Raw genomic sequence first — 15,803 nt, forward strand, 5'->3', positions numbered from 1 at the left:
TCAATCAATCCTTCCAAGAATCAAATCATCAATTACGTGCTTAGCGAAATTCCATTCTTTTATATTCTCTTTTAAAGTTGCTTTACCTTGCTCAGTTATTTTGTAATATTTACGACGACCGCCTTGACTCTCGTCGCCCCAATAACTTTGTATATCATTATTTTTCTCAAGTCTTCTAAATACCGTATATAATGTTGCTTCGTTTAATTCATATGTCTCATGACTCATTTGTTTAATTGTCTTCGCAATTTCATAACCATAACTGTCATTTTGATTCAAAATATTCAAAACGATAGTCGTTGTATGACCACGAATAATATCTTTAGAAATTATCGGCTTCATATTCAACTTCCTTTCGATAGGTATAATGTATCATCAACTACTGTGTGTGTCAAAGTAATTGAATTAAAAGTATAATAAAAAGAGTTGAGATTCAATACAAATCTCAACTCTTTTTTAATTCCATTGTTAGTCTGACCATGTCTTTTAAGACAAAACCATTGAATGTTAAAAACTCTTCAATAATTTTTTTAGGATAATTTTTAGTGAAAAAATCTTTATCGATCCAAGACATTCTAAATCCTAGCTTTTGATAAAGATGTAATTGTTGATATGAATTACTTCCAGTACCGATCTCTAATGTAGAGTATCCTGCTGTTTTAGCGGCAAAAATCATTTTTTTAAGTATTTGTGTACCTATTCCAAGATTTTGTTGTTCTTTAGCTACAGCGATATTAACTATCTCCAAAGTATGTGGTCTTGTTGGTAATAAGGCCACGATCCCAACTAATTTATCAACATTGAATACTTCGAATACAGTTGAACGTGTAATATATTCATCAACAATCCCCTTATATGGATCAGCGTCCAATAATAATTCGTAATCATCTGCGGTTACTTCTGTAATCTGTTTAAAGGTTAAATCCATTTTTGTCCCCTTTTTAAATTAACTAAATTAATAATTTAAATTTACACCCTTTTTTATAATTTGTAAAAAATCAAATCATCGGTCAAACTATTGTCATTATAGTATCCATGCCATATTTAATATGCTAAAATATTAAGTGTCAAGAAACTTATAAATGAATAAATTCTTTTTAATAACTTGAAGCTTCGAGGTGTTTCTCTCCAAATTATGGAAGAATCCTCGAAGCTTTTTTGAAAGATATTATTCAACTGGAGGACCGTGAATGATTTTAGTCGCCTTATCGGCTGTTATTTTACCAATGATATTGTTAGGAATATTAAATCTCCCTGCTACTAAGGGGATGTCTATCAGTGCCATTGTTGTTATGATCCTAGGAGCTATTTTTTGGAAAATGAATACCAAAATACTCTTGGCATCAATCTTACAAGCAATACACAAGTCACTACCAATTATTTGGATACTCTTTGGTGCATTGATTATGCTCAAGACTTTGGAGCACACTGGAGCCATAACCAGAATTAATATTGGTTTTGAAAAGTTGTCATCAGATATGCGTGTTCAAATTATCTTAATCGCGTATCTATTCGGTGGACTAATTGAAGGAGTATCTGGATTTGGAACTCCTGCCATGGTAACTGCACCTTTGATGATAGCCTTAGGATTTTCGCCAATTGCCTCTGTAACCTTAGCTTTAATTGCCGATTCAACGCCTGCTGCATTCGGAGCCGTTGGTACCCCATTAACTGTTGGATTAAGTAATGTTAGTGAGAGTACGAATTTCTTAAATAGTATTGGTAAGAGCTTAACTTCTATAGACTTATTTGCTGGTTCATTAATGCCAACAATGTTGGTATTTCTACTAATTTTTCTATTTGGTAAATCTGACGAACCAAAAATAAAAGAATGGATCCAATTTATTCCATGGACGTTGTTAATAGGTATATTCTATAGCGTAGCAGCCTTATTAACTGCAATGTTTGTCGGTTATGAATTTGTCTCCATCCTGGCACCATTTGTTACCATAATAGTGGCCATCATTACTATTCGTACCAAGTTCTTAATACCCAAATCAAGTTTTAATGATCCTTGGACAATGAAAGATTCCACTGGCGAAAAAGATGAAAAATCTGATATGTCACTTCTAACAGCCTGGTCACCATATATCTTAGTTGTTCTACTATTACTATTATCTAGAACAATACCAGCCTTAAAATCGTTCATGACTTCATTCTTAAATTTATCATGGACAAACATTCTAGGAATCAAGGGACTCAATTCTGATTGGGAGTTCCTATATTCACCAGGAACAATTCTGACCATTGCTGTGTTATTGGGATTATTGATCCAAGTTAAATCTCTAAAAAGCTTCATCCCTACTTCTATCAACGTTATAAAATCAATGAAAAATACTGCGATAGCTTTGATCGTGACGTTGATCATGGTTCAAGTATTTACTAATTCCAATTTCAATAATGCCAATCTGGTAAGTATGCCAATGTATATCGCAGAATTTGTCTCCAAATACTTCTCTGCTGGATGGATCTTTATCGCACCATTCCTTGGAGCGTTGGGTGCCTTTGTTACTGGTAGTTCAACCGTTTCAACCTTGACATTTGCTCAAATTCAATCAGATATTGCAAGTAATGCCAATATTTCACAACAAATCGTATTGGCTGCTCAGTTAATTGGTGCGGCCGCTGGTAACATGATTTGTGTTCACAACATTGTAGCTGTTAGTTCTCTAGTTGGACTAAGTGGCCAAGAAGGTACCATTTTGAGGAAAACATTGGCGCCTTCACTGTTGTATTGTTTATTAGTTGGTATAATCGGATTTGTATTTATATCTCTATAATTATTATAAGAGCGTGACAAAACGCGCTTAGCTTTCGAGTATAGTTACTAAAAAAGTCCAGTATTTACGTAAGTAAATGCGGGGCTTTTTTTGAACTAGACGGTCACGCGTTTTCATAGCAAAATAGTCAGCGCTTACATAGCTGATACATTAAAGTTTTAACTACAAAAATAATATGTTAGTATAAACGAGCAGATTGTGAATTTTGCGTATCACAAGCTTCACAGTATTCTCCCCATTCAAAAATTGGAAGATATATTTTGGGGCTATTTTTTTTAGGAGGTCATTATTATGGAATTATCAAATATTTTTACAAACTCTAATTTGGGGGGATCATCATGATACTTGTTGCACTATCGGCCGTAATTTTGCCGATGATATTATTAGGTGTATTAAATCTACCTGCTACAAAAGGAATGTCAATCAGTGCTGTAGTAGTTATGATTTTAGGAGTGATTTTTTGGAAGATGCACACTAAGATTTTAATCGCATCGGTTCTTCAGGCAATACATAAATCACTCCCAATTATTTGGATATTATTTGGTGCCTTAGTCATGTTAAAAACATTAGAACATACTGGCGCAATAACTAGAATTAATATTGGCTTCGAAAAACTATCATCCGATATGCGTGTTCAAACCATTCTAATAGCCTATCTATTTGGTGGACTAATTGAAGGTGTGTCTGGATTTGGAACACCAGCCATGGTGACTGCCCCATTGATGATTGCACTGGGCTTTTCACCAATGTCTTCTGTCACACTAGCCTTAGTTGCTGATTCAACACCCGCAGCGTTTGGTGCGGTAGGAACTCCTTTAACTGTTGGACTGAGTAACGTAAATGATTCAACCAACTTTTTAAACAGTGTTGGTCAAAGTCTCACACAAATCGACTTATTTGCTGGTTCACTGATGCCCACAATGTTAATATTCTTACTAGTTTTTTTATTTGGTAAAAATAAAGAGCCCAAAATAAAATATTGGCTAGAATTCTTGCCATGGACACTTTTCTTGGGAATCTGTTATAGTCTCATCGCCCTTTTATCTGCAAAACTTATCGGTTATGAATTTGTATCGATTCTTTCACCATTTACAACCATTATTATCGCAATTATTACTATTAAAATTAAATTATTAATACCGAAATCAAGCTTGTCAGATCCTTGGACAATGAAACAAAAAAATAACACATCAGCTGAAGCCTCTGATATGTCACTATTTAAAGCATGGTCACCATATATTATCGTGGTCATTATGTTATTGCTATCTCGTGTTATCAAACCATTAAAGGCATTTTTAACTACTTTTTTGAATCTGTCATGGAGAAATATTCTAGGAATTAAAAACCTCAACTCTGATTGGGAATTCATGTATTCCCCGGGAACTCTTTTAACAATAGCCGTAATATTGGGGCTATTGATCCAAGTTAAGTCAATAAAAAGTTTTATTCCAACCGGAATAACAGTTATTAAATCAATGAAATCTACTGCACTTGCCTTGATCGTTACATTGATCATGGTTCAACTTTTTACAAACTCCAATTACAATAGCGCTCACTTATTAAGTATGCCTATGTACATTGCTAGTTTTGTCTCAAAATACTTCTCAAAAGGATGGATCTTTGTTGCACCTTTCCTTGGTGCTTTAGGTTCATTTGTCACTGGTAGTGCAACCGTTTCGACTTTAACCTTTGGACAGATCCAATCCGATATTGCTAATAATGCCAATATCTCCAAACAAATTGTTTTGTCTGCTCATTTAATTGGTGCCGCTGCTGGTAACATGATCTGTGTTCACAATATTGTTGCCGTTAGTTCCCTAGTTGGCATGAGTGGAAAAGAAGGAGCCATACTGAGAAAGACATTGACTCCATCTTTACTATATTGCCTATTAGTTGGTATTGTTGGCTTCGTATTTATTTCAATTCTTTGATCATTTGTTCTTCAGATAGAGAACGATTAATACGTTCAATCATAGTTGGTCCGTTATAAATGAAACCTGTATAGACCTCAACTAAGCTTGCCCCAGACTTTAGAGCAGTTTTCGCATCTTCTGGTGTAAACACACCACCCGAATAAATAATTGGCATATGAGGGAATTGTTCATGAACTAATTTTGTCATAGCAATTGAAGTTTCAAATAACGGCTTACCACTAAGACCACCATTTTCTTTTTTATCAATTGAAACAAGATTATCTCGTTTCATACCACTTGTATTAGTTAAAATAACTCCATCTAATAAATTCTCTACCGAATGTAGTGTAGCTATTAACTCATTAGTATCAATATCATTACCAAACTTACAAAATACTGGCTCATCAATATTCAGTTCTTTAATACCAGTTAATATTTGTGTTAAAAGTTCAACATGTTGCAGTGTTGCAACTCCTTTTTGATTAGGACAACTAATATTCAAAGCAATATAATCGGCTTGATCATGGATTTCTTTTACACTTTCAATCATTTCAAGAACTTTTCCAGTATCATTCAATCCATGACTAGGTGCAATACTTAGGCCAATCTTCACATCATTAGCTGGTTGATTTTTTAATCTATCTTTTGTGATTTTTATTCCATCATTATTTAAACCCATTCGATTAATAATAGCCTTATCTTCAGGAAGACGAAAAACTCGCTTCTTCTTATTCCCAGCTTGAGCTTTTTTAGTGACACTACCCACTTCGACGAACCCGGCTCCAAGTGCTCCAAGGCTATTGTAGAATTCAGCTTTTTTATCAAATCCAGCTGCAATTCCAATTGGTGAATCAAAAGTTAAGTTCTTAATTGTAACGCTTAAGTTAGGACGTTTCTTAGTATAAAACATTTTACGTAAAATTTTGGGATTCTTATTGAATATTTTTAATCCATTGGCTACCAGATGATGGTCCTTTTCTGGATCAATTGAAAAAATAAGCGGTCTTGCAAGTTTATATAAGTCCATTATTATTTGCCCCAACTTTCTGGTTCTTTATACCACTGTCTTAATAATTCCATGTCACTTTCTTCAACGTAATCTTGTTTTTGAGCAACTTCTATCATGGTTGGATAATCTGTGAGTGTTACTAATTTTGTTTTAGCATCATCGAAATTCTTTGTACTTTCAGGTAAATTATAAGAAAATATTGCGGCTGTACCAATGACTTCTGCTCCAGCTTGTCTAACTGCTTCAACAGCTTTCAAAATACTACCACCAGTTGAAATCAAGTCATCAATTAACACGACTTTGTCACCTTTTTGACAGCGCCCTTCAATTTGACCTTTTTTACCATGATCTTTAGGTTGAGAACGAACATAATTTAGAGGTAGATTCAAAATATTAGAAACACCAGTGGCATGAGGAATTCCTGCGGTCGCTACACCACCTATAACCTCAACATCTGGATAAACTTCTTTTATCAAATCAGATAGATCTTCAGCTATTTTTTGACGAAAATCTGGATATGCAATTGTTAATCTATTGTCTGTATATATTGGTGCATTGATTCCACTTGCCCAGACGAACGGTTTCTTAGGACTAAGTGTTACTGCCTTTATACTCAACAACTCACTTGCAATATTATTTGATACTTTAGTTTTATCCATTATTTATTCCACTCCTTAGAAATATTTTGATATGCAATAAATCCATTACTTGCTTGTGTAATTGGACGTCCGACCACGATTCCATCACTACCCAAAACTCTCGCCTTGGCCGGTGTTGCAACACGCTTTTGATCTCCTACTTGAGCAGATTTCGGTCTGATACCTGGAGTAATACATAGAAAATCCTTACTAGTTGCTTCTTTTATTAATGGAACCTCTAGAGCTGATGAAATAACTCCATCAGCACCATTATTAAAGGCCAATTTTGCTAAATGTGTAACATAATCTTGTGATTTTAACGGAACTTGTAATTCATTTGCCAGTTCAACTTGTCCAAGTGATGTCAATTGTGTAACTGCTAGTAACTTTGTGCCTGATCCATCAAGGCCACTTTTTGCGGCAGCAATCATTTCAGCACCACCACTGGCATGAACCGTCAACATTTGTACATCCCACTTAGAAATCATCTCACAAGTCCTACGAACGGTATTGGGTATGTCATGAAGTTTCAAATCCAAAAATATATTGTATCCACGATTTCTCAAGCTTCTAACAAAGGGATAACCAAATTGACAAAACATTTCCAAGCCAATCTTGACAAATAACTCATCATTCTTGGGAAATTGACTTAAGAATTCAATACATTCAAAATCATCAGCAAAATCTAACGCAACTATAACAGGTTTTTTCATTACTACTCACTGCCTCCAAATTGTTCTTAATATATCTTTTCTCCATTTACATATGTCTGTTTAATTCGACCAGAAACTTTCCAATCTGCACCCGTAAATGGTGTATTTAATCCTTTAGATAGGAAGTCACTCTTATTGAAAAAATACTCATCATTTAAATCTATAATTGAAAGATCTGCAGTTTTTCCAATCTCAATTGTTCCTGCGTTCAAATTAAATATCTTTGCTGGTCTAGTAGACATAAGACTTATTAATCTCTCTACATTCATCAAGCCACTTTGCACAAATAACGTGTACATCAAAGGAAATGAAGTCTCTATTCCTGTGATTCCAAAAGCACTTTTTAAGAATCCCTTGTTCTTCTCATCCTTTGCATGCGGTGCATGATCAGTAGCAATCATATCAATCGTTCCATCCAGCACACCGGCAATTAACGCTTCACGATCGGTTTCTGATCTAAGTGGTGGATTCATCTTGAAATTAGCATCATCAGTTAATATATCTTCATCACTCAACAACAAATGATGTGGTGTAACTTCACAACTAACATTTATCCCGGCATCTTTAGCAATCCTTATTAATTCGACACTATCTTTTGTTGAAATATGGCAAACGTGATAATGTACGCCAGTTTCTTTGGCTAATAACAAATCTCTAGCAAGTTGTGATGTTTCAGCAACTCGTTGTATTGCTGGTAAACCCAGTCTTGTAGCTGTTTTACCACTATTTATTACACCTTTATTGAATAAATTTTGATCTTCAACGTGTGCTGCTAGATGGCTATTTAATTGGGATATTCTTTCCATAGCATCAAACATGGTTTTGGCATTTGCTATACCATGGCCATCATTTGAAAATGCGAATGCTCCGGCATTAGAAAGTTTTTCGATTGGACTCAATTGGTCCGATATTTCATCCAAGGTCACTGGTGCATATTGAACGATTTTAACTTTTGACCGTTCATTTAATTTAACTTGATGTTCAAACTTTTCAACATTGTCCGGTACTGGTATAACATTTGGCATTGCTCCAACAGTGGTAAATCCACCATGTGCCGCTGCCTCACTACCAGTTTTGATTGTTTCTTTATGAACTTGTCCAGGTTCTCTAAAATGAACATGAACATCGACTAACCCCGGAGTGACAAGGTTGTTCTTTGCATCAATTACTTCAGTTATTTTGTTATCAATTTGTGAAGTGATTTTTTTTAATTTTCCATTTTCAATTACGAGATTTTTTTTAATTAACTTATTATCGTAAAGCAGATTGGCGTTTTTTATTAATTTTATTGTCAACGTTATCTCCTTGCAATACAGCTTCGATCATAGCCATTCTTACAAATACTCCATTTTGCATTTGTTGGAAAATATAAGATTTATTGCATTCAACAACATCACTGGCAATTTCTACACCGCGATTAATTGGGGCTGGATGCATGATCATGGCATCTGATTTCATCATATTAACTCGACGCATATCTAATCCGTATTTATTGAAATAATCTTCTTTTGAGAATTCTTCATTTTCCTCAGCGCTTAATCTTTCATGTTGAACTCTGAGTAACATTACGACGTCCATTTCCTGACAAAGTTCATCAACACTCATATGCGAACCAATTGGCTTGAACTCATCTGTGTACCATGAATCTAAACCACCGAAACTTACATCTGCACCAAGTCTAGTCAATATTTCAGCATTAGAATGTGCAACACGTGAATGACTTAGATCACCAATGATTCCAACTTTTAATCCTTCAAAATGTCCAAAATGCTCATAAATTGTCATTAAATCTAGTAGTGATTGTGAGGGATGTTGACCTGTTCCATCACCACCGTTGATAATGTGGATTTTCATATTATCATTGATAAGTTTCTCGTAATACTTATCTTGTGGATGCCTGATGACTGCAACACTGGCACCAATACTTTCAACCGTTTTAACTGTATCGTATAAACTTTCACCCTTTGTTACTGATGAAGTAGATGCATCAAACATGATCTCCTTCATACCTAACTTCATTTCAGCAACTTGGAAACTTGATTTTGTTCTAGTACTATTTTCAAAAAACAAATTAATCGCAAATTTGTCTAATCCAATATCTGATTCCTTCCCAGCTTTAAAATCAATTGCTGTTTCCATAAGGTCGTAGACCTCATTGTTTGTTAATTGTGACATTGAAAGTATATTTTTCATTGTTTTCCTCCAAATTAAAAGGGACACTGTCAGATTCAGTGTCCCAATGGAGTTAAATATATTACGCCTTTGGGATCTCACTGGATCCGATTAAAAGTCATCTTTTATTTTTAAGTTACCCGAAAACCATGTATAACCTTGCAGGCCTCTCTGGACTTGTTTAAAAGTTTTCGTTGGAAATACTATATGTTAATTACTACTAATCGTCAAGTTGAAAATTATTTTTACAACATAAAAAGAGACAATCTAAGTTATCATATCAACCTAACTTGTCTCTTTATTTTATTTTAAATAACCAAATCATAAGATTAGTCTTAAACTTTTATAAATTTTCTCAAATGCTTAGCTGTATATGAATCATAACAATTTAATAAATCTGTTACATAACCTGAAAATACAATATTGCCACCGTAGCGTCCACCATGTGGTCCCATATCAATAATCCAATCAGCTTGAGAAATTATTTTTAAATTATGTTCCAAAATAATAAGTGTCTTATTTGCTAACAACAACTTGTTAAATAATTCTAGTAAGTTAGCAATATCTGCTTCATGTAAACCAGTACTTGGTTCATCCAAAATAAGAACATCATTATCCATTGAATTTAATAAGCTTTTTGCTATTTTTAACCTTTGTAGTTCACCACCAGACAATGTATCAAGCCGTTGTCCCAAATTCAAATAATCCAACTTTGCATCGATCAAGAACTGTATTTTCTTGGCAATTACTCCATCAAATAAATCCAAAGCTTCTGATGCAGTTAACTGCAAAACATCGTAAATACTACGACCATTGAGCCTAATCTCTAATGCTTCACTATTATATTGCTTACCTTTGCACAATTCACACTTTTGTTTAACATCCCCCATGTATGCCAAATCAAACTTAATATAACCTTTACCGTGGCATTCTGGACATGCACCTTGTCCATTGAAACTAAATAGCGAAACATTCTCATGTGATTTCTTCGCAAAAAGTTTTCTAATATCATCAAAAACACCTAAGTAAGTTAGGATATTAGACCGACTACTACCTTTTATTTGGCTTTGATCAAAGACAATTGAATCAGGATACTTCCCCACGAATAACCTTCTAATAAGTGTACTCTTACCTGAACCTGCCACACCTGTTACCACAGTCATTGCATTTTTAGGAATCTTCACAGATGCATATTTTACATTAAATAGACTAACATCACTTAATTGATAGTATTTCTTAAAGTTCTTGCGTTGAGTATTAATTTGGTGTTTTTCAGACAAACTCTTTCCAGTAATAGTATTTGATTTCAACAATTCTTGATAAGTACCACTAAAAGTTATTCTTCCACCATTTTTACCTGATGATTCACCCATTTCAACCACATTATCGGCAATCTTGATAATATCTGGATCGTGGTCTACTAGTAATACTGTATTACCCTTGTCTCGTAACATTTTAAATATCTTATTTATACCTATCAAATCTTCGGGATGTAGTCCAACACTTGGTTCATCAAATATATATAATACGTCTGACAATGCACTATTCAGATGCTTGGTCATCTTGATTCGCTGTGATTCTCCACCGGATAATGAATTCGTTGATCTAGATAATGTCAGGTAGTTCAAACCAACCATATTGAGACTTTGGAGTCTATTCAAAATATTTTTTAAAATCAGTGAAGTACTAGCATTACGTTTTATATGATTCAAAAAGTCAATCAACTCATCAATGGGCATTTCAACACAATCAGCAATTGACTTATTATCTATCATTGCGGATCTAATCCTTTTATTAACACGTGTCCCCAAACATTCAGGACAAATATCAATATCCATAACCGATTTTAATTTATCTGTATATTTATTCTTTGCTTTTTCAATAATAGACTTTTGAATTCTTTCAATCACACCAACATATAAAGCGGTTTTGGGCCATTTATCTGTCGGATTTAGTGGCTTACTTCCTTTATCGTACAGTAATAGTTTCAATTCCTCTGGCGTATAGTCTTCAATCTTTTTATCATTATCAAAATTACCTGATTCAGTATAACGTAACCATCTGAATCCGCCCGGTTGAAACGTTGGAAAATTGATAGCACCATCATTCAATGACTTATCAAAATCAATTAATTTATCAATTTTTATATGATTGACTTCACCAATCCCCTGACACACTTCACACATCCCATCAGGATTATTGAATGAATAAATCATGGAGTAACCAATAAACGGTTTAGCGAGTCGAGAATATAACAATCGTAATCCAGTATATATTTCTGTGGCAGTTCCAACTGTAGATCGAATATTTCCACCGATCTTTTTCTGATCGACAATAATTGAAACCGGTAAATTTGATATTTGATCTACTTTTGGTACTTCATACGTTGGCAACATTCTTTGGATAAATGATGAATATGTTTCATTCAAAAGTCGCTGGGATTCAGCAGCAATCGTATCAAACACCAAAGATGACTTACCAGATCCTGATAATCCAGTAAAAATAGTAATTTTATTTTTCGGTATTCTAATTGAAACGTTTTTCAAATTATTACTTCTGGCACCTTTTACTTCAATAAACTTATCCATTTATTCACCCTCCCAAACATGGTTCCCTGATCAAGATTATAAGTATAATACACTCTAAAACTTCCAGCAAGGTACAAAAATATCCACGATCACTAGGCTTCACGCCTAATAATTGTGGATACTTTAAGTGATTAATTTGCCCAATAATTAATTATTGGATTTAAGAATCGAAGTATGGAAAAAGAGATTATGCTTAGTCTTTTGTGAATCCTTCATGTAGCTCTTACCGAATACAAATGCGAAGATAACCGTCAACAATGGATTGATCCAAACGTAAAAGGCAAATGGTATAAAGGCAAATGGACTAACTCCAAGAATACCAGAAATAAATATACCACTGACACCCCAAGGAACTAACGCATTAATATCAGCACCACCACTAGCCAGAACACGTGATAGATATTGAGGTTTTATTCCAAGCTTTTCAAAGTTACCACGGAAAGTAGTTCCAGGTAGAATAATAGAAATATATTGTTCACCAACTAAGAAGTTAACTCCAATAGCACTGATCATAGATGCACTGACCAATTTACCTGGTGTATTGACCTTGTCACTCAATTTACCGATCAGGTTATCAACGACACCTAATTTTAGTAACACGCCACCAAGCGTCAATGCGACCAATATCAAAGAGATACTGTCCAACATACTAGAAACGCCACCACCACTAACAATAGTATTGATTTGCTTATCAGATGAATTCAGTTTGAAACCTTGCATTATAACTGTACTTATTGTTTTAAACGATGTGTGATTAATGAACATATCCATTATGATGGCTGCTAAAGATCCACTCAAAAGAGTAGGAATAGCTGGAACTTGCATAATTGCACAACCGATCAAAATAATGATTGGTATTAACATCAATGGTGATATGAAGAAGTTGGATTGTAATGCATTAATAATATGATGAACAGAACTCATATCAACTTGACTTCTATTGTGACCGATAAACAAGAAGATAACAGCAGTTATTGTTGCAGAAATCAATGCCGTGTGGGAAATAGTTCTAATGTGACTGAACACATTTTTAACACCAGCAATACCAGTAGATAGATTAGTTGTTCCAGATAATGGCGACATGTTGTTACCAAACAATGATCCTGAGACAATTGAACCTGCTGTAAGAACAGCGTCTATTCCCATGACTTGACCAATTCCCATAAAGATAATTCCTAAAGTAGAAATTGTTGTAAAGGAACTTCCAACAATGACTCCAACTAAACAGCAACTAATGAAAACTGTAAGTAGGAAGAACTTAGGATTAAGTATTTCCAATCCATAAACCATAATCGTTGGAATAACTCCTGAGATCAACCATGATGAAACCAAAACACCAATCATAACAAAAATTATCATTGGAATAATACCTGGTTTTACTCCATCTACAATTCCATCTTGTAATTCTGACCAACTGAAACCACGAAATTTACCATAAAAAAGTAATAATGTGAATGTTAATAATATTGGAACCTGTGGTGTCATATTAAATCCAATCATCATTGTTCCTAATATTCCAAACATGACTATCATTACAATTAAACTTTCAAGTGTTGTTAACTTCTTCTCTTTTTTCATACTCATTCATCGCCCTAATTAAAATTTTTATTTAATTTCGGCTAAGAAGTACTTTTTCTTACCACGACGAATAACAATATACTTGCCATCAAACGAATCCTTAGGATTTATTAATTCTGTTGTATCAGTTAACTTCTCCCCATTAATTCTAATAGCACCATTTTGTATATCTTCACGAGCTTGACGTTTTGACTTATCAACATTTGTAGCAATTAAAAGATCTACTAAATTGATTTCATCCGATGATATTTCTTCACTTGGTACGCCATGGAAAGCTTGTGTTACTTCATCTGTAGTAAGAGCCTGAATTTCACCTGAGAATAGTACTTCAGTAATTTTTTCTGCTGTTTTAAGTGCACTTTCTCCATGAACAAACTTAGTAACTTCTTGTGCCAAAGTCCTTTGTGCAACACGTTTTTCAGGTGCTGTTTTTACTTCTTGTGCCAATGCTGCTATTTCTTCTTGATTTAAGAAAGTAAATTTCTTAAGAAGATTTATTACATCTTTATCATCTTGATTGAACCAGAATTGATAGAATTCATATGGTGATGTCTTTTTAGCATCAAGCCATACAGCTCCACCAGCAGTCTTACCGAATTTAGTTCCATCAGCCTTCAATAACAATGGAATCGTCAATGCATAAACTTCAGCACTTTGACCTTCAGCTTTATGAATAAGATCCAAACCAGCTGTAAGATTACCCCATTGATCTCCACCACCGATTTGTAATTGGATATCATGGTCTCGATATAATGTTAGAAAATCCAATGATTGTAAAATTTGATAGGTAAACTCTGTAAACGAAATGCCAGCTTCCAAACGACTTGAGATGATTTCTTTACCCAACATTGTGTTAACGTTGAATAATTTTCCATAATCTCTAAGAAAGTCTAAAATACCAATTGGTTCTGTCCAATCATAGTTATTAACCATTGTGAAATCTTTAAAAATACTTTTTGCTTGATTACTTAAGGCCTCAACATTGTGATTTACTTGATCCATAGTTTGCATTGGACGTTCAGCCTTTTTACCACTTGGATCACCAATAGACCCTGTGGCTCCACCGATAACGATGTAGGGATGATGACCCATATCACCAAAACGCTTCAATGTCATAAATGGAAGCAAGTGACCAATATGCATTGAGTCTCCTGTTGGATCCATCCCACAATAAAGTGAAATGTCTTTCTTGTCGACTAACTTCCTTAAGCCCTCCTCATCGGATTGTTGGTTGATCAAACCACGCCATGAAAGTTCATCAATAATATTCATTTAAATATCCTCCTATTTTTTTGCCCTAATTACTGGAAATAAAAAGAGCGTCTCTGCAATATATGCAGGGACGCTCTTTGCGCGGTACCACCCAAATTCAGATAAATTAATTATCTGCTCTTTACTCCTGTAACGTCGGACACGTTATTTCAACTTGGTATTTCATCAAATTATCCTGCATGACTCGCACCAACCGTCAATTCTCTTAACACCCAGATAAATGATTACTTATTGTGAAGCTGAAATTTACTTTATGAATATGATACTAACAGACGTTAAAAATATTGCAAGTGTTTTTATTAAAAAAAATTTAATTGATGTATAATATTTCTAACATTTATACTTAGGAGATCAACTTATGTTATTAGAAAATTTTGACGCTCATGGATCAGAGATCATTCAGCCAACACAGTTATTTCAACCTTTAAATGATTTTCCAAAAATTATTATTGCAACATTTTTTGGCGATTTATTTAGAAAGTTTGTTTCTGATAATAAATTAGAAAAAATTATAAATCTTGGATCGATCAATGGCAATATGAATGTGTACAGATACCATTTGGACGGTATTGATCTGGGAATAATCATGGCACCGATCGGAGCCCCTTCTTGTGTGGCAAGACTTGAAGAATTAAATGCATTAGGCGCAAAACACTTTATTACCTTTGGGACCTGTGGTGTTTTGGATAGTACAATTGATCGCGGACAAATAGTTATCCCGACCACTGCAATTCGAGACGAAGGTACATCGTATCATTACCAACCAGCCAGTGATGAAATAGCGATTGATTCAGCATCACTAGCAATTTTAAGAAGTACTTTTATTAAAAACAATATTTCTTTTGAAGAAGGCAAAACATGGTCAACAGATGCCTTTTATAGAGAAACTACTCAAAAATTCGTAGAACGTAAAAATGCCGGTTGTAAATTTGTAGATATGGAAACTTCAGCAATATTTGCTTGGAGTAAATTCAGAAAAGTTAGCGCTTACCCTTTCTTTACAACCGCAGATAATTTAGACTCAAGTGAGTGGGAGCGCCGATCTGATTTTGAAATAAATATTCCAACTTCACTGAAAGTTGCGTTTTGCATTGCCAAAGAAATAGTAGAGGGTGAAAGAATTGAGTAAAACTTTATATT

The 15,803-nt window shown here is 34.3% G+C and carries 13 protein-coding genes; 3 read left to right on the forward strand and 10 right to left on the reverse strand.

The genetic code is table 11. The features are described 5' to 3' along the window. Entirely contained in the window at window positions 1-342 is a 342-nt protein-coding gene (locus BTM29_RS10730; RefSeq protein ID WP_076617436.1) for a PadR family transcriptional regulator, read from the reverse strand. 103 nt (window positions 343-445) lie between these two features. Continuing rightward, on the reverse strand, window positions 446-928 hold the full coding sequence (locus tag BTM29_RS10735; protein ID WP_076617440.1) for a GNAT family N-acetyltransferase: 483 nt from the start codon (window positions 926-928) through the stop codon (window positions 446-448). Between the two features lie 262 nt (window positions 929-1,190). On the opposite strand from BTM29_RS10735, the gene BTM29_RS10740 reads away from it, so the two are divergent. Further along, window positions 1,191-2,780 (forward strand): L-lactate permease, encoded by a 1,590-nt coding sequence (locus tag BTM29_RS10740; protein ID WP_076617443.1) that lies wholly within the window; start codon window positions 1,191-1,193, stop codon window positions 2,778-2,780. A 338-nt stretch (window positions 2,781-3,118) separates the two neighbouring features. Beyond that, window positions 3,119-4,711 (forward strand): L-lactate permease, encoded by a 1,593-nt coding sequence (locus tag BTM29_RS10745; RefSeq protein WP_076617447.1) that lies wholly within the window; start codon window positions 3,119-3,121, stop codon window positions 4,709-4,711. On the opposite strand, the gene BTM29_RS10750 is transcribed toward BTM29_RS10745, so the two are convergent. From BTM29_RS10750 to tyrS, 8 genes are all read right to left on the reverse strand, one after another. Beyond that, window positions 4,695-5,720, reverse strand: coding sequence for a quinone-dependent dihydroorotate dehydrogenase (locus BTM29_RS10750; RefSeq protein WP_076617450.1), 1,026 nt, complete (start codon window positions 5,718-5,720; stop codon window positions 4,695-4,697). The genes BTM29_RS10745 and BTM29_RS10750 overlap by 17 nt on opposite strands. Before the next feature lie 2 nt (window positions 5,721-5,722). Then, the gene (gene pyrE / locus BTM29_RS10755) at window positions 5,723-6,361 is read right to left on the reverse strand and encodes an orotate phosphoribosyltransferase (RefSeq protein ID WP_076617454.1); all 639 of its coding nucleotides are present in this window, start codon (window positions 6,359-6,361) and stop codon (window positions 5,723-5,725) included. Beyond that, entirely contained in the window at window positions 6,361-7,053 is a 693-nt protein-coding gene (gene pyrF / locus BTM29_RS10760; RefSeq protein ID WP_076617458.1) for an orotidine-5'-phosphate decarboxylase, read from the reverse strand. Before pyrF ends, pyrE begins: the two co-directional genes overlap by 1 nt. A gap of 26 nt (window positions 7,054-7,079) precedes the next feature. After that, window positions 7,080-8,342 (reverse strand): dihydroorotase, encoded by a 1,263-nt coding sequence (locus tag BTM29_RS10765; protein ID WP_076618924.1) that lies wholly within the window; start codon window positions 8,340-8,342, stop codon window positions 7,080-7,082. Continuing rightward, window positions 8,305-9,246 (reverse strand): aspartate carbamoyltransferase catalytic subunit, encoded by a 942-nt coding sequence (locus tag BTM29_RS10770; RefSeq protein WP_076617461.1) that lies wholly within the window; start codon window positions 9,244-9,246, stop codon window positions 8,305-8,307. The genes BTM29_RS10765 and BTM29_RS10770 overlap by 38 nt, the downstream gene beginning before the upstream one ends. 314 nt (window positions 9,247-9,560) lie before the next feature. Then, window positions 9,561-11,813: an ATP-binding cassette domain-containing protein gene (locus tag BTM29_RS10775; RefSeq protein ID WP_076617465.1), complete on the reverse strand. Its 2,253-nt coding sequence runs from the start codon at window positions 11,811-11,813 to the stop codon at window positions 9,561-9,563. Between the two features lie 147 nt (window positions 11,814-11,960). Beyond that, the gene (nhaC, locus tag BTM29_RS10780; RefSeq protein ID WP_076617469.1) at window positions 11,961-13,391 is read right to left on the reverse strand and encodes a Na+/H+ antiporter NhaC; all 1,431 of its coding nucleotides are present in this window, start codon (window positions 13,389-13,391) and stop codon (window positions 11,961-11,963) included. A 27-nt stretch (window positions 13,392-13,418) separates the two neighbouring features. Beyond that, a complete protein-coding gene (tyrS, locus tag BTM29_RS10785; protein WP_076617472.1) occupies window positions 13,419-14,663 on the reverse strand; it encodes a tyrosine--tRNA ligase in 1,245 nt (414 codons plus the stop codon). A gap of 358 nt (window positions 14,664-15,021) precedes the next feature. On the opposite strand from tyrS, the gene BTM29_RS10790 reads away from it, so the two are divergent. Further along, on the forward strand, window positions 15,022-15,792 hold the full coding sequence (locus tag BTM29_RS10790) for a nucleoside phosphorylase (RefSeq protein WP_076617476.1): 771 nt from the start codon (window positions 15,022-15,024) through the stop codon (window positions 15,790-15,792). Window positions 15,793-15,803: the final 11 nt, after the last annotated feature.

Source organism: Companilactobacillus allii (genome assembly GCF_001971585.1).
GTDB classification, from domain to species: domain Bacteria; phylum Bacillota; class Bacilli; order Lactobacillales; family Lactobacillaceae; genus Companilactobacillus; species Companilactobacillus allii.